The organism is Streptomyces sp. NPDC047525, assembly GCF_040643025.1.
GTDB lineage: Bacteria > Actinomycetota > Actinomycetes > Streptomycetales > Streptomycetaceae > Streptomyces > Streptomyces durmitorensis.
Map to the genome: position 1 here is coordinate 190,659 of NZ_JBEYTL010000006.1, position 19,088 is coordinate 209,746.

General features: G+C 71.3%; 20 protein-coding genes. 6 read left to right on the forward strand and 14 right to left on the reverse strand.

The features are described from left to right. Positions 1-15: 15 nt before the first annotated feature. The 4 genes from ABZ833_RS19020 to ABZ833_RS19035 all read right to left on the reverse strand — a co-directional run bounded on the left by ABZ833_RS19020 (position 16) and on the right by ABZ833_RS19035 (position 5,159). Positions 16-2,340 carry a molybdopterin cofactor-binding domain-containing protein gene (locus ABZ833_RS19020; RefSeq protein WP_361047971.1) on the reverse strand — a complete coding sequence of 775 codons (2,325 nt, stop codon included), beginning with the start codon at positions 2,338-2,340 and terminating at the stop codon, positions 16-18. A gap of 138 nt (positions 2,341-2,478) precedes the next feature. Beyond that, on the reverse strand, positions 2,479-3,822 hold the full coding sequence (locus tag ABZ833_RS19025; RefSeq protein WP_361047974.1) for an aldehyde dehydrogenase family protein: 1,344 nt from the start codon (positions 3,820-3,822) through the stop codon (positions 2,479-2,481). A gap of 69 nt (positions 3,823-3,891) precedes the next feature. Further along, a complete protein-coding gene (locus ABZ833_RS19030) occupies positions 3,892-4,458 on the reverse strand; it encodes a TetR/AcrR family transcriptional regulator (RefSeq protein ID WP_361047977.1) in 567 nt (188 codons plus the stop codon). 5 nt (positions 4,459-4,463) lie between these two features. Further along, positions 4,464-5,159, reverse strand: a complete 696-nt coding sequence (locus ABZ833_RS19035) for a type 1 glutamine amidotransferase domain-containing protein (RefSeq protein WP_361047980.1) — start codon at positions 5,157-5,159, stop codon at positions 4,464-4,466. Between the two features lie 109 nt (positions 5,160-5,268). Between ABZ833_RS19035 and ABZ833_RS19040 the strand changes: the two genes are divergently transcribed. Then, positions 5,269-6,270, forward strand: coding sequence for a LysR family transcriptional regulator (locus tag ABZ833_RS19040; protein WP_361047982.1), 1,002 nt, complete (start codon positions 5,269-5,271; stop codon positions 6,268-6,270). Positions 6,271-6,283: 13 nt separating this feature from the next. On the opposite strand, the gene ABZ833_RS19045 is transcribed toward ABZ833_RS19040, so the two are convergent. Beyond that, the gene (locus ABZ833_RS19045) at positions 6,284-6,676 is read right to left on the reverse strand and encodes a nuclear transport factor 2 family protein (RefSeq protein ID WP_361047985.1); all 393 of its coding nucleotides are present in this window, start codon (positions 6,674-6,676) and stop codon (positions 6,284-6,286) included. A 101-nt stretch (positions 6,677-6,777) separates the two neighbouring features. Between ABZ833_RS19045 and ABZ833_RS19050 the strand changes: the two genes are divergently transcribed. Then, complete coding sequence (locus ABZ833_RS19050) at positions 6,778-7,353, forward strand: PadR family transcriptional regulator (RefSeq protein WP_361047988.1); 576 nt, start codon at positions 6,778-6,780, stop codon at positions 7,351-7,353. Between the two features lie 11 nt (positions 7,354-7,364). Beyond that, positions 7,365-8,015 (forward strand): HAD family phosphatase, encoded by a 651-nt coding sequence (locus tag ABZ833_RS19055; RefSeq protein ID WP_361047991.1) that lies wholly within the window; start codon positions 7,365-7,367, stop codon positions 8,013-8,015. 38 nt (positions 8,016-8,053) lie between these two features. Here ABZ833_RS19055 and ABZ833_RS19060 read toward each other — a convergent pair whose 3' ends face one another. Continuing rightward, positions 8,054-11,284, reverse strand: a complete 3,231-nt coding sequence (locus ABZ833_RS19060; RefSeq protein ID WP_361047994.1) for a cytochrome P450 — start codon at positions 11,282-11,284, stop codon at positions 8,054-8,056. Between the two features lie 187 nt (positions 11,285-11,471). On the opposite strand from ABZ833_RS19060, the gene ABZ833_RS19065 reads away from it, so the two are divergent. After that, positions 11,472-12,053 carry a PAS domain-containing protein gene (locus tag ABZ833_RS19065; protein ID WP_361048743.1) on the forward strand — a complete coding sequence of 194 codons (582 nt, stop codon included), beginning with the start codon at positions 11,472-11,474 and terminating at the stop codon, positions 12,051-12,053. Between the two features lie 11 nt (positions 12,054-12,064). On the opposite strand, the gene ABZ833_RS19070 is transcribed toward ABZ833_RS19065, so the two are convergent. From ABZ833_RS19070 to ABZ833_RS19105, 8 genes are all read right to left on the reverse strand, one after another. Continuing rightward, positions 12,065-12,403 carry a MerR family transcriptional regulator gene (locus tag ABZ833_RS19070; RefSeq protein ID WP_361047997.1) on the reverse strand — a complete coding sequence of 113 codons (339 nt, stop codon included), beginning with the start codon at positions 12,401-12,403 and terminating at the stop codon, positions 12,065-12,067. A gap of 418 nt (positions 12,404-12,821) precedes the next feature. Further along, on the reverse strand, positions 12,822-13,130 hold the full coding sequence (locus ABZ833_RS19075) for an SCO5918 family protein (protein WP_361048000.1): 309 nt from the start codon (positions 13,128-13,130) through the stop codon (positions 12,822-12,824). A 47-nt stretch (positions 13,131-13,177) separates the two neighbouring features. Next, the gene (locus ABZ833_RS19080) at positions 13,178-13,357 is read right to left on the reverse strand and encodes a hypothetical protein (protein ID WP_361048745.1); all 180 of its coding nucleotides are present in this window, start codon (positions 13,355-13,357) and stop codon (positions 13,178-13,180) included. 159 nt (positions 13,358-13,516) lie between these two features. Then, entirely contained in the window at positions 13,517-15,070 is a 1,554-nt protein-coding gene (locus ABZ833_RS19085) for a DEAD/DEAH box helicase (protein WP_361048003.1), read from the reverse strand. 292 nt (positions 15,071-15,362) lie between these two features. After that, positions 15,363-15,566, reverse strand: a complete 204-nt coding sequence (locus ABZ833_RS19090; protein ID WP_249591397.1) for a cold-shock protein — start codon at positions 15,564-15,566, stop codon at positions 15,363-15,365. A gap of 284 nt (positions 15,567-15,850) precedes the next feature. Then, the gene (locus ABZ833_RS19095; RefSeq protein ID WP_361048006.1) at positions 15,851-16,279 is read right to left on the reverse strand and encodes an FhaA domain-containing protein; all 429 of its coding nucleotides are present in this window, start codon (positions 16,277-16,279) and stop codon (positions 15,851-15,853) included. 68 nt (positions 16,280-16,347) lie between these two features. Beyond that, positions 16,348-16,785: a PRC-barrel domain-containing protein gene (locus ABZ833_RS19100; RefSeq protein ID WP_361048009.1), complete on the reverse strand. Its 438-nt coding sequence runs from the start codon at positions 16,783-16,785 to the stop codon at positions 16,348-16,350. Next, positions 16,782-17,369, reverse strand: a complete 588-nt coding sequence (locus ABZ833_RS19105) for a PRC-barrel domain-containing protein (RefSeq protein WP_361048011.1) — start codon at positions 17,367-17,369, stop codon at positions 16,782-16,784. The genes ABZ833_RS19100 and ABZ833_RS19105 overlap by 4 nt, the downstream gene beginning before the upstream one ends. Positions 17,370-17,691: 322 nt before the next feature. On the opposite strand from ABZ833_RS19105, the gene ABZ833_RS19110 reads away from it, so the two are divergent. Together ABZ833_RS19110 and ABZ833_RS19115 are read left to right on the forward strand one after the other, a co-directional pair. Next, positions 17,692-18,585 carry an RNA polymerase sigma factor SigF gene (locus tag ABZ833_RS19110; RefSeq protein ID WP_361048014.1) on the forward strand — a complete coding sequence of 298 codons (894 nt, stop codon included), beginning with the start codon at positions 17,692-17,694 and terminating at the stop codon, positions 18,583-18,585. Positions 18,586-18,674: 89 nt separating this feature from the next. Continuing rightward, complete coding sequence (locus ABZ833_RS19115; protein WP_361048017.1) at positions 18,675-19,070, forward strand: STAS domain-containing protein; 396 nt, start codon at positions 18,675-18,677, stop codon at positions 19,068-19,070. Positions 19,071-19,088 lie beyond the last annotated feature (18 nt).

Here is a 19,088-nt window from a genome sequence, read left to right on the forward strand (position 1 = left end):
GTAGGCACGGGCGAGTCAGTAGGCACGGTCGAGACCGTCGGTCGGGGACTGCGGTGTGGACGGTTCGAGCGGCAGCGGCTCGAAGGAGAGCGTGCCGTGGTTGATCGGGAAGCTGGTCGGCATCGTCCCCGTGGCGCGCGCGTAGGCGCAGGCGATCGCGCCGAACGCGGGCGCGACCCCCAACTCGCCCACGCCTGCGGGCTTTCCGGTGGTCGTCCCCATCACGACGACGTCCAGTTCGGGCGGGGTGTTCCACTGGCGCGTGTAGAAGTAGTTGTCCCAGCTGCCCTCCAGCGGGATGCCGTCCTTGATGTGCAGGCTGGAGGTGAGCGCCATGGCGATGGCGTCGTTCATCCCGCCCATCATCTGGGCCTCGATGCCGCGGGGGTTGATGGCGAAGCCCGCGTCCACGACCATCAGCGCCTTGGTGACGCGCGGCCCGGTGACTCCGTCCCTGACCTCGCGGTTCACCGTCTCGGGACGGCAGTCGATCTCGACGAGCGAGGCGACCGCTCCCCGGTACTCGGCGTGCAGCGCGATCCCCTGCGCGACGCCCGAGGGCAGCGCCCTGCCCCACTCGCCGACCTCGGCAGCCTTGTCCAGGACGGCGCGCAGCCGCTTCTCCTTGACGAACTCGCGGCGGAACTCCACCGGGTCCTTGCCCATCTTCGCCGCGAGCCGGTCGACGACGAGCTCCCGCGCACACGCCACGTTCGGCGAGTAGATGTTGCGCATGCTGCCCGTGTTGAACTTCAGCGGCACCTCGTTCAGGAGCTGCGTGGTGGCGCCGAAGTGGTAGGGCGAGGACTGGGTGAGCTGGAAGATGGTCTGGGCGAACGTCGGATTGCCCACCACGGGAAGCTTCGCGGCCGTCGACGTGAGCACCTCACCGAGGCCGTGGCCGAAGTCCGTCCGTGAACTGGTGTGCCGCTGCTCGTAGCTGAGGACATTGCCGAGGGCGTAGGTGGCGCGGACCCGCGAGATGCACATGGGGTGGGTGCGGCCCTGCCGGAAGTTGTCCGTACGGGACCACGAGAGCTTGACCGGCTTGCCCATCTTCCGCGAGATCTCGGCGGCTTCGGCGGCCACGTCGTGGAAGAGATGCCGCCCGAACGACCCGCCGCCCTCCACCACATGCACGGTCACGGCCCGCTGGGGCAGGCCCAGTTGAGCGGCGATCTCGCGCTGCGCCACGATCGGCACCTTCAGGCTCGACCAGATCTCGGCCCGGTCGGAGCGCACGTCGGCGATCGCGTTGTCCGGCTCCAGCGGGCTGTTGCTGGCGAACGCGAAGGTGAACTCGGCCTCGACCTTCTTCGTCAGGAGCGGGGGCACGACGAGAGGCAGCGCGGCCTTCTTCAGCTTGGCCAGGACGGTGTCGTCCGACTCCTTGTCCACCGTGCCGGGGCCCCAGTTCACCTCCAGCGCCCGGAGCGCGTCGATGCACTGGCCGAACGTCTCGCCCCGGACCGCCACCCCGTGCCTGACGGTCGCGACATCGGTGATGCCCGGCATGGCGCGCACCGCTTCGGCGTTGGCGACGGAGACGACGGTGCCGTTGATCGTCGGCGGCCTGCGCACCATCGTCGGCTTGGCGTCGGGGACTTGAAGGTCCATGCCGAACGTCTTGCGGCCGGTCACGGCGGCCAGCGCGTCGACACGGCTTCGCGGGGTGCCGATGACGGTGAACTCCGACGGCTCCTTCAACCGCGCCGACGCCGCCACGACATGGGCGCTGGCCGCGGCCTTGGCGAGCGAGCCGTACGTGGCGCTCTTCGCGGAGCCGTACGAGATGACGCCGTCCTTCGTGGACAGCTCGGACGCCGCGACGCCCCACTGCCCGGCGGCCGTCGAGACGAGGCGTTGCCGGGCGACGGCCGCCGCGACGCGCACGGGGCGGTAGATGCTGCGCATCGAGTTCGAGCCGCCGGTCAGCTGATTCATCATCAGCTCGGGGCGGGCGTCGGCCAGTGTGACCTTGACCTTGGCGAGCGGCAGGTCCATCTCCTCGGCGATCATCATCGCGACCGCCGTGGTCATGCCCTGGCCCACCTCCGCGCGGGGCACCGCGAACGACGCGGTGCCGTCCGCGTGCACCTGGACGGAGATCAGGCCCGATGTCGGCGCCGCCGCCAGGTTCTGCAGGTCGCCCAGGTCGAGCAGGTTCTCGGGCTGCGGCGGTGACGGAACAACGGCCTCGGCGGACTCCCCGCCGGCCGAGTCGACGCCGAGCCGTACGCCGACGGCCAGTGTCGGCGCCGCGAGCAGATACGCGAGGACCCTGCGGCGGCCCGGCTCCTCGGGCTCGTCCTCCTGTGCCGAACGGCGCTGTTCTGCCATGTGTGCTCCTCCCGGGGAACGCGAACGACCTGGACGGCGGCGTTGCGTTGATCGACCGCGCAGCTTATGGCGCGGCAGCCGAGAGGAGCACAGGGAGGGCGGAAACTGCACAGGGCCGCCACAGCCAGTGGCCGGGATTCAGCCCAGCGGCACGTCGAGCCGCGCCTTGCGGTGGCTGAACGTGGCGATGGAGTGCGGGCCGTGGTAATTGCCCACGCCGCTCTCGCCGACGCCGCCGAACGGCAGCTCGGGAACGCGGAGATGGGCCATCGGAAGGCCGAAGCCGAGCCCGCCCGACGACGTCTCCGCGGCCAGGCGCCGCCGTGTCGTCTCGTTCTCGGTGAAGCCGTAGAGGGCGAGCGGCTTGTCGCGGTCGTTGATGAACGCGATGGCCTCGTCAAGGCCGTCGACGTTCACGATCGGCAGTACGGGACCGAAGATCTCCTCCTGCATCACGGGCTCGTCGGGCTTCACGTCCGTGAGCACGGTCGGCGCGATGTAGACGTCATCGCGGTCGCTCTGCCCGCCGAACGCGGTCGTCCCGGAGCCGAGGAGGGCGGAGACCCGGTCGAAGTGCCGTTCGTTGACGATGCGTCCGTAGGTGTCCGAGGACTTCGGGTCCGCGCCGAACACCCGCTCCACGGCCGTGCGCAGCTCCCGGGCGAGGGCGGGGGCGGTGTCCGGGTCGGTGAGGACGTAGTCGGGGGCGACGCACGTCTGCCCGGCGTTGCGGAACTTGGCCTCGGCCAGCCGCGTGGCGACGGCGGCCACGTCGACGTCCCGGTCCACGAACACCGGCGACTTGCCGCCGAGTTCGAGCGTGACCGGGGTGAGGTGCTCGGCGGCGGCGCGCATCACGATGCGGCCGACGGCGCCGTTGCCGGTGTAGAAGATGTGGTCGTAGCGCTGGGCGAGCAGCGCGGTGGTCTCCGGCACGCCGCCCTCGACGACGGCGACCGCGTCCGTGTCCAGGTACTCGGGGATCAGGCGGGCGATCAACTCCGAGGTGGCCGGGGTGACTTCGCTCGGCTTCAGGACGGCGGTGTTGCCCGCCGCCAGCGCGCCCACCAGGGGCACGAGGAGGAGCTGCACGGGGTAGTTCCACGGCGCGATGATCAGGACGGTGCCGAGCGGTTCGTACTGCGTACCCGCGGTCGATCCCTCGGGCAGCCCCGCGAGGGCGCCGGACGCGAGCGGCTGCGGGCGCAGCCACTCCTCCAGGTGGGCCAGCGTGTGGTCGATCTCCCTTACGGGGAAGTCGACTTCGGCGGTGTAGGCCTCGGTGCGCGGCTTGTGCAGATCGGCGTACAGGGCGTCCGCGATGTCCTCGCGGTGCTCGGTGAACAGGGAGCGCAGCTGGGTGAGCTGCTCCTCCCGCCAGGCCAGCGGCCTGGTGCGGCCGGTGGCGAAGGTGGCGCGGAGCCCGGCGACGAGCGCCTCGGGGGCGACAGCTTCGGAGGCGGGTGCTTCGGGGTGGTGCATGAGGGGTCTCCTCGGGAGGTCTCAGATGAGCCGGTGCATGGGGGGTGGGGGAGAGGCAGGGGGGATCGGTCAGTCGGTCGCCGTGGAGACCGGGGAGCCGAGGAGGCCGGTCAGGAGCGCGTCCGTGGCCGGGCCGAAGAGTTCGCGGGCGTCGGCCACGGACTCCAGGCCAATGACCAGGGCGATGCAGATGTCGGCCGCTTCGGCGGGCTCCACCGATGCCGGGGTCCCCGCCTCGGTGAACAGGTCGACGAGCAGGCGCCGCAGCGATCCGGTGAAGCCGTGGCAGATGTCGCCGAAGAGGCGGGCCTTGGCATCGAGGAGCTCGGCGGAGTGCGGCGAGTCCCCGGCAAGGCGCAGGACCAGGTCGAGCTTGGCCGCGAGGACACCGCGGATGCGCTCGGCGCCGGGGGCGTCATCGGCCGCCGCCTGCCGGGCCCGCGCGAGCGCCTCGGCGTGCAGGCGCTCGGCGAGCTTGCGGAAGGCGTCGTCCTTGTTGCGGACGTACTGATAGACGGCTGACCGGGACACGCCCATCGTGGAGGCGATGTCGTCCATCGTCGTGCGCCGTACGCCATACCGCGTGAGGGAGTCGTAGGCGGCGTCGAGGACCTCGTCGAGCCGGTCGGTGCCCATGAGGGTCAGGCCAGCTTCTTGACGAGCTCGGCCGCCAACGGGGCTGCGGACGCCGGGTTCTGACCGGTGATCAGATTGCGGTCGACGACCACCTTGGGGGCCCAGGGTTCGCCCTCCTGGAAGTCGACGCCCGCCGCGACGAGCCGGTCCTGGAGCAGCCACTTGGCCTTCTCGGCGAAGCCGGACTGCGTCTCCTCGACATTGGTGAAGCCGGTGACCTCGTACCCGGCGAACGCGTTGGAGCCGTCCTGTCCGGTGGCGGCGAGCAGCGCGGCCGGGCCGTGGCAGACGACACCGAGCGGCTTGCCGGACTTCAGGGCGGCGGTGAGGAGCCTGCCGGACTCGGCGTCGACGGCGAGGTCCTCCATGGGGCCGTGGCCGCCGGGGTAGAAGACGGCGGCGTAGTCGGCGAGGTCGACCTCCGCCAGCTTGAGCGGCCGCAGGAACTCGCTGATCTCCGCCAGGGTCACGGCGACCTTGTCGGCGCCCTCCTGGCCGCCGTTGAACTCGGGCGCCAGGCTCGCCTGGTCGACGGTCGGCACGACGCCGCCCGGTGTCGCGACGACGATCTCGTGTCCTGCGGCCTTGAACGCCTCGTAGGGCGCGACGGCCTCCTCGGCCCAGAAGCCGGTCGGGTGCTGGGTGCCGTCGGCCAGCGTCCAGTGGTCGGCGCCGGTCACGACGAACAGAATCTTGGCCATGGTGTCTCTCCGAGGCTGGAATCTCTGACGTTCTGTGCTCAGAGCGTCAGGTGGTGCTGTCCTCGAAGGTAGGTGGGCGTACCCAACGAAATCCAATAGGCTGACCCATATGGGAGATAGGAATTCCGATGGGTCGGCGGGAATGGCTCCGGGGCCCGCGCCGGAGGCGCCGGACGGGGCGGCCGTGGCGCAGAGCGCCGCCGGGGGCCCACTGGACCTGAACCTGCTGCGTACGTTCCTGGCCGTGTACCGGTCGGGTTCCTTCACCGCCGCGGCCCGTCTGCTCGGCCTCTCGCAGCCCACCGTCACCACGCAGATCCGGGCCCTTGAGCGCCAGGTCGACCGGGAGCTGTTCGAGCGGCTGCCGCGCGGCGTCGCCCCGGCGCCGTACGCGGACGCGCTCGCCGCCCGTGTCGTCGATCCCCTCGACGCCCTCGCCGCGGTCACCGGGCACGGCGGCCCCTTGGGCGGCGCCCCGGCGGAGCCCGTCCATCTGGCGGGCCCGGCGGAGATGCTCTGCCACTGCGCGCTGCCCGCGCTCGCCCCGCTGGTCGAGAAGGGGGTCCGGCTGCGCGTGACGACGGGCCTGACCGACCGGCTCCTGGACGAGCTGCGGGCGGGGCGGCACGATCTGGTGATCGCCACGGCCCGCCCCCGCGGGCGCTCCCTGAGCTCCGTGCCGCTCGCGGACGAGGAGTTCGTGCTCGTGGCTTCGGCTTCGTGGGCCGAGCGCATCGGCGGCGCCGCGCGGATCGCCGCCGATGGGCCCGGGGTGCTGCACGGCGTCCCGCTGATCACGTACGCCGATGACCTGCCGATCGCCCGCCGCTACTGGCGTCACGTCTTCGGCAAGCGGCTGGCCTGCGAGGCCTCCGTGACGGTCCCCGATCTGCGCGGCGTCCTCGCGGCCGTCGTCGCGGGCGCCGGATTCTCCGTGCTGCCCCGCTACCTCTGCCGCGACGCACTGGCCGCCGGCACCCTGGTGCTCCTCCATGACCCGGAGGACGCCCCGATCAACACCGGCCACCTCGTGCAGCGCCCCGGATCCGCGGACAACCCGCACGTCGCCCTCGTGCGCGACCACCTCGTCCGGTCGGCCCGCGGCTGGTAGCCGCGGGCACCGGCTACGCGCCCGCCGCCTCCTGCGTGATCCGCTCCCACTGGGCGCCCATGGCCTCGGCGAGCGCCTGGGCGGCCGACAGGGGGCGGACCATCACCATGAACTCGTCGATCAGTCCGTCCTCGTTCACGTGAAGGAAGTCGCAGCCGGTGATCTGCCGGTCGCCGACCCGCGCCTCGAAGACGAGCGCCGAGTCGCGCCCCGCGGCGTCGTTGATCTCGCGTACGTACCGGAAGTCCTCGAAGACCCGCGTGACGCCGCGCAGGATCGCCGCGGTCGTCGCCTTGCCCGGGTAGGGCCGGAACACGACCGGGCTGGAGAAGACCACGTCGTCGGCCAGGAGCGCCTCGATGGCCTCGTGATCGTCGGCCTCGACGGCCTTGCGGAAAGCCTGCATGCCCACACCTCGCATCATCGTTGATCGTGCTTGATCGTGCTGATAGTCAATTTGTTGAGTAGGTGCGGAGGAGAGTAATCACATCGGTGTACGGTGTCCAGATGTCTCTCAAGTACGCGGTGCTCGCGGCGCTCCTGGAGGGCGAGTCGTCCGGCTACGACCTGGCCAAGATCTTCGACGTGTCCGTGTCGAACTTCTGGTCCGCGACTCCCCAGCAGCTCTACCGCGAGCTGGAGCGACTCGCGGGCGACGGCCTGATCGACGCACGCGTGGTGCAGCAGGAACGCAGGCCCAACAAGCGGATGTTCACGCTCACCGAGGCGGGCCTGCGCGACCTGCACGCCTTCGCCGCCGAGCCGCCCCGGCCCATCGCCATCCGGGACGAACTCATGGTCAAGGTGCAGGCGATGGACGGCGGCGACCCGTCGGCCACCCGCGCGCTGATCGAGGAGCGCATGGAGTGGTCGCGCGGCAAACTCGCCCGGTACGAACGGCTGCGCCTCCACCTCCTCGGCGGCCGCGACGAGGCGCGGTACCTGTGCGAGGCCGAGCGCATCGGCCCCTACCTCACGCTGATGGCGGGCCGGTCCCTGGAGGAGTCGAACCTACGCTGGGGCGAGCGGGTCCTTGAGATCCTCGACCGACGATTCAACTACGCCGACAAGGGCGGGATGTAGAGGAGACAGAAGTGGATGACGCGCCTGAGGTGCGGCCCGACGCGTCGCCGCGTGCGGTGCTCACCGACTTCGGCGGTGTGCTGACCACCAGCGTGCTCGACTCGTTCCGCTCGTACTCCGCGCGGGTGAGCGACGATCCGCTGCTGATCGAGCGGCTGTTCCGGGAGGACGCGGAGGCGTCGGCGCTCCTCGTGGAGCACGAGTGCGGGCGCATGAGCGAGGCCGAGTTCGAGCGGGGCATCTCGGGGCGGCTGCGCGAGAAGGGCACGGAGGTGGTGGCGGCGGGCCTCGTCGCCGCGATCGGGGCGGGGATGCGACCGGACGAGAAGATGCTCGCCGCGCTGAAGGGGCTGCGCGCCCAGGGCGTCCCGGTGGCGATCGTGTCGAACGCGCTGGGCGACGACTGCTACCAGGGATACGACCTGGACGCGCTCGCGGACATCGTCGTGATCTCCAGCGACATCGGCTCGCGCAAGCCGGGCCGCCGCATCTTCCAGACGGCCTGCGACCGCCTCGGCGTCGAACCGACCGCCTGCGTCATGATCGACGACCTGGAGCACAATCTGCGCGGGGCGGCACGCCTCGGCATCCGGAGCCTGCACCACGTGGACAGCGACGAAACGGCCCGCGCCCTGGGGGAGTTGTTCGCCACCGGTACGTAAGCCGGTACGTAAGCCGGTACGTGAGCCGCTTGCCTCCCTCACCCGGCCGCGTACACGTCCTCGACGTAACGCCCCTGCGCGGTCAGCTCGTCCAGCCACCGCTCGGAGTCCGCCGCCGTGGCTCCCGGCGTACGGTCCCGGTGCAGTGTGCGCAGGGCGTCACGCACGCCCGGCGCCATGCGTGAGCCGTCGCCGCACACGTACACCCGGGCTCCGGCGGCCAGCAGGCCCCACACCTCGTCGCCCTCCGCCGCGATGCGGTGCTGGACGAAGGCCACCCCGTCGACGGGGGCGGCGCTGAAGGCCGGGCGCAGCGAGACCGCTCCTGCGGCCTCCGCGGCGCGCAGTTCATCGGCGTGCAGGAAGTCCGCGTCCGGCGCGTCGCACCCGAAGTAACAGAGAGCAGACGGGAGTTGGGTTCCCCCGGCCATCAGTCGCGCGCGGTCCGCGATCGTGCCGCGGAACGGGGCGAGGCCGGTGCCCGCGGCGACCATGATGACGGGCACCGTGTCCGCGTGGTCGATGCGGAAGGCCTCGCGGCAGGGCTGGACGCGGGCCAGGACGGTGTCGCCCGGACGCACCCCGCCCAGGTGTCCGGAGCCCGTGCCGCGGTACAGCAGCCCGCTGCCCGAGCGGGCCGGGGCCTCCAGGAGGGACACCATCAGGTCGGCGTGGCCGGGGCGCACGCCCGGCGACGAGGACACCGAGTAATGACGGGGCCGCAGGGGCGTGAGCACGTCCAGGAGCTTGGCCCACTCAAGCGCGCCGCGCAGGGCCGGGCAGGCCTCGACCAGTTCGAGCAGCGTGCGCCCGTCGGCCGCGCGGGCCTCGGCGTCGTCGGCGAGGGCGGTGAGAGTGGCCCGTTCGGGCGGGCAGGGGTTGGCGGCGGCGAGCACGGCCAGCTGGCCTGCGGTGGGCCGGTCCTGCAACTCGACATGACGGGAGAAGAGTTGGCGCACCGTCAGGGGGCGGTCCACGGCGAGGCCGTCGCGGCGCGGGCGGCCCGCGCGGATGTCGAGCACCACGTCCAGGTCGACGCCGAGCGCGGCGGCGGCCCGGTCGACGAGCGCCGGGTCGTTGACCGGAAGGACGGTGAGATGATCGCCGGTGCGATAGGTCACGCCGTCGGGCAGGGCGAGCCGTACGAAGCGCTTCGTGCGGGGGTGACCGGGCGCGGTGAGGTCGTGGGCCTCGCTGACCGTCATCGGAACGAGCCCGTGCCGCGCGGCGAGCGCGTCCAGCGGGCCGCCGGTCACCTCCCGCACCTCGTACGCATCGGAGGCAGCCGTGGCCCCCGGGGCATCCAGCGCGTCGGGATCGCCGTACCGCTCAAGAAGCGCCCTGCGCAGCCGCGCCGTGAACTCGCGTACGGAGCCGCCGAGATCGCCCGAGGCGTCGGCCGCCGTCCGCTCCAGGAGCCGGGCGCCGCCCAGCTCCGCGAGCCGCTCGTCGAAGCGCGTCGGGACGTGCTGGTAGGTGGCGGCCCAGTTGCGGTCACCCACACCGAGGACGGCGTACGTGACGTTCTCGGCGGTGCCCGCGGGGGCGCCGTCGAGCCAGGAGGCGAACCCGGCGGCGTCGTCGGTGGGCCGGCCGTTGTAGGAGGCGGCGGTGATCACGACCGGGCGGTCGGCGGGCAGCGCGCCCGCGTACGCGTCCAGCGGCGCGACCTGCGTCTCGCAGCCCACCGAAGCGGCCTCGTCGGCGAGTTGGGCGGCGAAGTCCCGGCAGGTGCCGTAGTTGCTGCCGTGCAGGAAGAGCGCGCGCGTGCCCGGCAGGACGCGTGCGGGCAGCACGGTGGCGTCGGGCTCCGCGACGGCCTGGCCCGCTGCCTTGCCCGGCAGCTCGCCGTGCACGCGGTCGGCGGCGGTGCGCGGCGTCAGCGTGAGCGTGAAGCCGTCGGGCTTGAGGGTGAGCGTCTCCTTGACGGTGAGCCGGTAGTCGGCGTGGTCGTGCAGCCGGTAGCGGTGCACCAGCATCCCGAGCAGCATGGTCGCCTCATGGAGCGCGAACTGCCGCCCGATGCAGGCCCGTTCACCGGTGCCGAACGGCTTGAACGCGTGCGGGGAACGCGCGGCTTCCGCCTCGGCGGTGAAGCGCTCCGGGTCGAAGAGCTCCGGGTTGTCGCCCCACACGGGCTGCCGGTGCAGCATCGGCGTGAGCACGGTGACGCCCTGGCCCGCGCGCAGCGGGATCCGGCCGCCGAGCAGCGTGTCCTCGCGGGCATGCCGGCCGAACGCGGCGGCCGTCGGCCACAGCCGCAGCGCCTCGTTGAGTACCTGACGTGTGTAGGTGAGCCGCCCGACCTCGTCGAAGGTCGGCTCGACGTCGGCCGTGTCGCCCCACAGGGCATCGACCTCGCGCCGTACGAGGTCGAGGACGGCGGGGTGCTTGGCGAGGTAGTACAGCGCGAACGACATCGCGCCGGACGTCGTCTCGTGCCCCGCGATCAGGAAGGTGATGACCTGGTTGCGGATGTTGGCGGTGTCCAGCTTGGAGCCGTCGCCGGGGTGTGCGGCGCTGAGCATGAGGCCGAGCAGGTCATCGGCGGGTTCGGCGCCCAGGGCGCCACCGGCCCGCGCGGAGATGACCTCGTCGACCACCTGCGCCAGATAGTCGGCGTCGGCCCGGAAGGCCGCGTCCGCCGCCGAGTGGTCACTGCCCGGCGTGCGGCTCAGCCGCGTCATGCTCCACTCCAGGCAGCGGACCATGGCGTCGACGAAGGGATGCGGCTCGGCCCGCTCGAACGAACCGAAGTCGTAGCCGAACCCGGCGAGCCCGATCGTGTCCAGCGTCATCCGCGTCATGTCGCCCGGCACGTCCACGGGGCGCCCGTCCCACGCGCCGCGGTCCCAGGACTCGATAAGGCGGTGGGCGACGCGCAGCATCATCGGGTGGTAGGTGCGCATCGAGCCCAGCGCGAACGCGGGCATCAGGATGTCGTGCGCGCGGGCCCAGTTGGGCTCGTCGTTGTACGCGGTGAACAGGCCGTCGGCGGTGAACTCGCGCACGTTCTCCAGGGCGGGGCCGACGTGCTTGGCGAAGCGGGTCTCGTCGGCGAGCTCGGTGACGAGATCGAGATCGCTCACGAACAGCGCGTCGCGGCCGTGCAGCCGCCGCCGCACCACGGGCCCGTGACGGCGGACCAGTTCCATGGCCTGCTGCACCGGGGCGGGCCCCGGCCCGGTGGCGGAGATGTCGATCAGCGGTACACCGTCGAGGCCGGACCCGGCGTCCTGGGGGAGCGGTGCGGTGGTGGTGGGGGGCATGGCGTGACAACTGCCTTTCGCCGTACGGAAGTCACTGATCCCCAGCTTGATCGCCGGTCCCCGCGGGTCGGCGCCGCGGCGCTACATGATTGTGTAGTGGCGAATGATGCCCCGCTCTTGACTGCCCCTGGCTGGAAGGAGTCGCCCTGTGGACTCCGCGGACTCCGTGCTGTGGCGCAACCGCGCCATGCTCCTCTTCAACCGCATCCCGATGCCGGTCGCGGTCTGCGACGCGAGCGGGGCGATCATCCTCGCCAATCCGGCGATGGCTGCGGAGTGGGGTGAGACCTCCGGGACCCTGCGGGGCCGCAACGTCCTTGAGCTGTTCCGCCCCGAGGAGAAGACCCAGGTCCTGCGGATCGCCGAGGCGGTCCGGCTGCGCCACCGCTCGCGCTACCCGGTCGCCGTGCACTGGGAGGCGGCCGACGGGGTGCGGCGCCACGGCGAGCTGACGGCGGAGCCGGTGAGCGACACGGTCGAGGCGGTGCCCGGCCTGCTCGTGCTGCTGCGCGTCCTGGGCGAGGAGTGCGCCCCGGCTCCGGCACCCGCCGAGGCCGCCACGGCGGCCGAGGCCCGCATCCTGGCCCTGCTGGCCGGCGGCGCGACCACGGCTCAGGCGGCCCGCGAGACGGGCCTCACCCGCGACGGCGTCACCTACCACCTGCGCCGCCTGACCGAGCGCTGGGGCGCGGCGAACCGGACGGAACTGGTGGCGCGGGCGTACGCGCTGGGGGTTCTCGTCCCGGGGGTGTGGCCTCCTGCCGCGTGAAGCCTGCGGGGTCAGCCCGGGGCGTCGCTGGTGTCGGCCGAGGCGCGGCGGTACTCGGCGTTGATGCGCTGGGCCTCCTCGAGCTGGTCCTCGAGGATGACGATGCGGCACGCCGCCTCGACGGGGGTGCCCTGGTCCACCAGTTCGCGGGCGCGCGCGGCGATCCGCAGCTGGTAGCGGGAGTACCGCCGGTGCCCGCCTTCCGAGCGGAGCGGCGTGATCAGCCGGGCCTCGCCGATGGCCCGCAGGAAGCCGGGTGTGGTGCCGAGCATCTCGGCGGCCCGCCCCATGGTGTAGGCGGGGTAGTCGTCGTCGTCCAGACGACCACTGAGCGGAATATCTGCAGTCATGTCACCTCTTGTGCCAACGCGTCGAGGGGCCCTGGCGCCGTACGGCACCAAGGCCCCGAAGGAAATTCAACACCATCTGTCGGCTCTAATGCTGCGCCGACCTCTTGTTTCCGCCGTCCGGCCCGAGAACAGGGCGGGATTGCGGGGATCGCTGATGCGTGACCGGGGACCACCTTCCAATCCGGGGTCTTGCGGCACCCGGGCCGAATCGAGCTCGGGCCGGGCGATCCTGATGGCGTCTGCTCCTCCGTTCTCCTCTGGTCTATGGGTACGAGAGAAACCCTAATCATGCGACCGCTCAATGTCTACTCTCGCGAGGACAGATTTTGTGTGCTGCTGCCCGGGTGCGCGCGCTGCGGGCACGCAAGAGGGCCCTGCCGGCGCGCGCCGGCAGGGCCCTCTTGGCTGTTCCTCGTCGTTACACGGGCGTGGAGGCGCCGAGCATCGCCGACGCGGTCTGCAGCGGGGTGAGGTCGCGCGGGGCGACGTCCTCGGAGGGGGTGCGGCAGGTGAAGCCGAGGAGCGTCATGGCGCGGGTGACCTCACCGGCGCTGAAGTCACGACGGTCCTGGCGGGTGATGACCGCTCCCACCTGCTTGATGGGGTAGTGGCGGCGGCCGACGATGACGGAGTCGCCCGTGATGGGCTCGGGCTTGATGCCCTTCATCGCGTCCAGCACCCCACTCTTGGTGAGGTCGAACGGGAAACGGGCGATGACGCAGCGCATGATGCCTCACAGGTGAGGAGAGGGGCCGGTTGAGAGGGGTGGGGCGATCAACGCGCGAGAGCGAGAACGTCCCGTAGGCGGACCTGGTCCGTGTAGGCGGGGCCTTCGCGGACGGCGATGAGCTGGGCCCGAGTGATCAGGCCCGTGCACTGGTCGTCCTCGTCGCACAGGAACAGATGGCCCGCGCCCGATCCGGACATGACCGAAAGAGCCAGCTCCACGGTCATGTCGTCACGGACCTGAGGTCCGCTCGCGTCCGTGCCGCCGGCGCTTTCGGCGCCGTCAGTCAGTGGGACGGTGGCGGGATCCGCCGGGCGGGGCTGCGTCTGAACCGGTGTCAAAGGTGCCTCCTGCAGGGATGGATGAGCTGGGTGAACGCGCGGAGCCTAGGCCGCCGAGGCGGACGGGCCCTGAGCGGCGCGGCGCGGGGCGCGGTCGGTGCGCCGGTCCTGGGCGCTGCGGCTGCGGCGGCCACGGGAAGAGGCGGCACTGCCGCGCCGGGGGCGCTCGGCGGCCGGCATGGTGATGGTGACCGGGACGCCCGAAGGGGCCTGGGCGCCGGTGATGCGGCTCAGCTCCTCGTCGCCGGAGCGCACCTGGGCGGTCTGCGGGGTGATGCCCGCGGCGGCCATCAGGCGGGTCATGTCGCGGCGCTGACCCGGCGTCACCAGGGTGACGACGCTGCCGGACTCACCTGCGCGTGCCGTACGGCCGCCGCGGTGGAGGTAGTCCTTGTGGTCGGTGGGCGGGTCGACGTTCACGACCAGGTCGAGGTTGTCGACGTGGATCCCGCGCGCGGCGACGTTGGTCGCCACGAGCACCGTCACATGACCGGTCTTGAAGTGGGACAGGGTCCGCGTGCGCTGCGGCTGGGACTTGCCGCCGTGCAGCGCCGCCGCGCGGACACCGCTGTTCAGCAGGTGCTCGGTCAGCTTGTCGACGGCGTGCTTGGTGTCCAGGAACATGATCACGCGGCCGTCGCGGGCCGCGATCTCGGTGGTCGTCTGGTGCTTGTCCGCGCCGTGCACGTGCAGCACGTGGTGCTCCATCGTGGTGACCGCGCCCTGCGAGGGGTCGACGGAGTGGACCACCGGGTCGTTGAGGTAGCGGCGGACCAGCAGGTCGACGTTGCGGTCCAGGGTGGCCGAGAACAGCATCCGCTGGCCCTCGGGGCGCACCTGGTCGAGCAGCGCGGTGACCTGGGGCATGAAGCCCATGTCGGCCATCTGGTCGGCCTCGTCCAGGACGGTGATGCCGACCTGGTTCAGCCGGCAGTCGCCGCGGTCGATGAGGTCCTTGAGGCGGCCGGGCGTGGCGACGACGACCTCGGCTCCGGCGCGCAGCGCACCGGCCTGCTTGCCGATGGACATGCCGCCGACCACCGTGGCGAGCTTCAGCTTCAGGGCGCGGGCGTACGGCGTGAGCGCGTCGGTCACCTGCTGGGCCAGTTCGCGGGTGGGGACCAGGACCAGGGCCAGCGGCTGGCGCGGCTCGGCGCGCTGGCCGTCCGTACGGGCGAGCAGTGCGAGGCCGAAGGCGAGGGTCTTGCCCGAGCCGGTGCGGCCACGGCCGAGTACGTCGCGGCCCGCGAGGGAGTTGGGCAGCGTCGCCCCCTGGATCGGGAACGGCACGCTCATGCCCTCGCGGCCGAGCGCGGCGAGCAGCGGCGCCGGCATCACGAGATCGGCGAACGCCTCGACGGCCGGGAGCGCCGGGGTGACCGTGACCGGCAGGGCGAACTCGCCCTGGGGTGCGGACGGTCGGCGGCCGTAGCCACCCGAACGGTTCGGGCCGCCGGAGCGGCCGCCGCCGGACGGGGCGCCGAAGCGGCCTCCGCTCCTGCCGCCGCCCGAGCCGGAGCCGTAGCTCGAGCCGGAACCGGAGCCGTAGCCGCCGGAGCGTGCGCGGGAAGAGCGGTCGTTCGTGCGTGTGCGGTTCATGCGGAACCTTCCTTGATGCGGCACGTACCAAGGAAATTCCGCAGCGAGAACGCAGCGCGGAGAATCACGAGAACGGGCCGGAGAAAATGCGTAAAGCGAATCCGGCCGGCGGCAGGTGTTCTGCGGGCGGATGCGCGGGAACGAGTGACGTTCCGGACAGGGGCACGGCGAACAAAAGGTCGATGACACGGTGTTCGCACAGAGAATGTGCGGCCCTGGATAGTGCGGGAAATGAACGAGCTGGGGCCCGCACCCCAAGGTGCGGGCCCCAGCTGCGAAGTACGCGTGAGCGTCAGGCGGGAACGATGTTCTCGGCCGTCGGGCCCTTCTGGCCCTGGGCGATGTCGAAGTTCACCTTCTGGCCTTCCTGGAGCTCACGGAAGCCCTGGGCGGCGATGTTCGAGTAGTGGGCGAAGACGTCGGGGCCGCCGCCGTCCTGCTCGATGAAGCCGAAGCCCTTTTCAGCGTTGAACCACTTCACGGTGCCAATAGCCATGTCAAATCTCCTTCGGGGCAGTGCCCGGAGTCCGCACTGTGCGCACTCCGTGTCGCCGCGATGATCGCCCCGCCGGAAATGACCGGAAATACAAAAGTGCTCTCACCTGCACAAAAGAGCGGTGAGGGCACTTGAAGTTTTTTGGGAACCACAACTGCAACTGAGATCGACAGTAGCACGCCACGGTCGGCTCCGTGTGGTAAAAAATGCCGTTCCGGCTGGCATGCAAGAAACTCTCAGAGCGCCTCACGCTGATTTCTCTCACGGCCGACACACATATTGCTTCACTCAAAACACAGCGTTTCTGCCGCAGCGGCTCGGCCGGGTGATCGCCCCGCGGTGTGCGGGTCGATACGGCCATGAATCCGGAACCTGCCGACCGCGTCCCCGCCGGCCGGACGCAGGCTCACCGCGACGGGGCCCGCGAACGTGTAGCCCTGCTCGGCGGCGTGCCGGTGGACCTGTGCGGCGAGGTGGCGACCCAGCTCCGCGCCGGTGGTCGTGAGCCGGCGGTGGCTCTCCGGCGGCAGCTCGATGACGAACGCGTTGGGGACGAGAACGCGCTCGTGCCCGAGGATCAACGCGCTGTCGTCGCACTGACGGCAAAGGGTGGCCACCACTTCCCCGCGCCGGTGCCGGGTCGGGAGCAACAGGGTCCACAGGGTCGTCGTCCATCGCTCCATGGTGTGTTCGATCAGGCTGATGAGTCGCATGGCGCTTCGGGTGCCCCGGGCCCGCTGGCGCACACTCCCCCAAAGGGGTGGTGGCCCATGGGTCTTGATCAGAGCGCGGGCCCGGTGCCGAGGACCAGCGCGTAGGGGCCGATGCCGATCAGGCGGTTGCCGGGAGTCTGTTCGCGTCCGACGTAGAGGTCGCCGACTGTGCCGGTGTCCGGGTCGAAGGTGACCTCGGTGAGGGTGCCGATGTCCTCGCCGTACTCGGTGAGGACCCGCTTGCCCAACAGCCTCTTGTGCGCCCGGGAGTGCGAGCTGCTCCGGGAGTCCTCGGCCGCGGCGCCCGTGTCGATGATCACCGCGTCCGGGCCCACCCCGCGCACCGCGGTCCACGGAACGCTGTCGCCGCTCTTGGTGTCCCGCAGATACAGCTCCGTGATCCGGCGGGTCCGCGGATCGATGCCGATTCCGGCCACCTCCCCGGCGGGGCGCGCGTCCTCGGCGCTGATCACCGGGTGACCCAGTACCTGACTGAGCAGCATCATCGGTCGTCCCCCTTCCGTAACCCCGCCTCACCCGTGGCGCGGATCCGCTCCCAGGCGGCGGTCAGCGCGCCGAGGTCGTCCACCGCCTGCTCGGCGAGCAGGGCCGGGATCACCAAGGTGTCGCCGGTCATGGCCAGTTGGCCGTGCGCGGGCAGGAACGCCCGGCGTTCATGGCGTCCCATCGCCTCGGTGGTGGCGACCTCGAAGCCGACCACCCGGCCGCTGGCGCCGCCTTCGACCACCGCGTCGAGCACCGTGCCCAACTCGAGACCGGCATCGCTCAGCACCCGGGCGCCGCGCACCTGCCCGGTGTCCGCCTCGCCCCTGTCCACCACCGCGTCCCTGGCCTGCAGGACCTCGACGGCGGAGATCATCACCGCGTCAGGTCCCAAGGCGTGGACGCCGGACCAGGGCAGGCTCTGCTTGAGCGGACCGGAGAGCAGCCCGCGGCCCGCCAGCGTGAAGCCGGTGATCCGTCCGCCCGCCGCGTCGAAGACGGTGTCCTTGACCTGGGCCACCGCCTCCCCGCCGAGCGTGACCACGGGGCGCTTGGTCAGCCCGGCGGCGAGGATCAGCGTGGTCATCGGATCCTCCCGCGTCCCGCACGACGCCCTCGACGGACCACGATCGCGCCCCCGCCCCGGCGCCGGGCCTGTGTTCCCAAGGCCGCACCGGCCAGCAGGAGCAGTGCGACCACTACGACGGTCAGCCACATCCACCAGATCACAGCCGTCCACCTCCCGAGTCATCCCGCGCTCCGACCGAGTTCCCCGGAAGGGGCTTCTTATCCCGAAGCGGTTTCTTATACGGAGAGTCAAGTCACGGGAATGTAACGGCAGATGGCGGGTAAGAGCCGTTGCACGGCGCGCTCTCACCCCGAGGGCGCCATGTGTTCCGGGAGTGACGATGGTGGCCCCGACGCCCAGCAGCCCAGCAGCCACGGTGGCGTTCGCCGAGCGACATACCGCCGGCCCCGACGTCGCCGCAGCCGAGCCGACGGCCACCGAGCACCCCCTGCCCCTGGGCGGCGGGCAGCGCACGGCCGATCTGCGGGCCCTGTCCAAGACGCTCTTCGCCCGCCTCGACGCGCTGGAGGAAGGCACCCCCGAGCACTCCTACGTACGCAACTCGCTGGTGGAGCTGAACCTCAACCTCGTGCGGTACGCCGCGCACCGGATGCGCCCCCGCGACGAGTCGTACGAAGACGTCGTCCAGGTCGGCACGATCGGTCTGATCAAGGCGATCAACCGCTTCGACCTGCAGCGGGGCGTGGAGTTCCCGACCTTCGCGCTGCCGACCATCATGGGCGAGATCAAGCGCTTCTTCCGCGACACCACCTGGGCCGTGCGCGTTCCCCGCCGGCTCCAGGAGCTCCGCCTCGACCTGGTGAAGGCCACCACCGATCTCGAGCAGACCAACGGGCACGCCCCGACCACGGCCGAACTCGCCGAGCACCTGGACCTGGACGAGGCCGAGATCAGCGAAGGCCTCACCGCGGCCAACGGCTACACCACGGCCTCCCTGGACTTTCCGGCCGACGGGGTCGACTCCGACGACACGCTGGCCGACCACGTGGGCTACCGCGATCCCGAGCTGGACAAGGTCGAGGACCTGCACAGCCTGAAGCCGCTCATCGCCGCCCTCTCGGAACGCGAGCGCAGGATCCTCGCGATGCGGTTCGCCGCCGACATGACGCAGAGCGAGATCGGCGCGGAGCTCGGCATCTCCCAGATGCACGTCTCGCGCATCCTCACCAAGATCCTCGGGCGGCTGCGGGCCAAGCTCCTCGACAAGAGGTAGGAGCGCCACGCGGCAGCGCGCGAGCCGCGCCGGGCTGTTTCGGGAGAGGCCACTGGGTTGATCTCGGTACGATGGCTCATGGGGGTGCGATGTCCACTGAGACCCATCGCCTGACCATCACCGAGCTCGCGAGTTGCTCCGACTCCGCGGTGCTGCGGGTCAGCGGCGAGCTCGACCAGTCCTGCGAGGAGTATTTTCTGCGTACCCTCGGCGCTTCCGTCGAGGCCGGCCACCGGCACCTGGTCCTCGACGTGACGGCGCTGATGTTCTGCGACTCGCGCGGGCTCAACTGCCTGCTCGCCGTGCGCTGGCTGCTCGCCCGCCGCGAGGGCAGGCTGCTGCTCGCGGGGGCGGGCCGGCGCCTTTCGGAAATGCTGACGCTGACCGGCAGCACGGAACTGCTCCCCGCCCACCGCACGGTCGGCCAGGCCCTGCTGACCCTGCCCGACGACGAGCGTCCCCAGTGGCCGCCGAGGGAGCCCTAGCCCCCTCGGCAGTCCGCG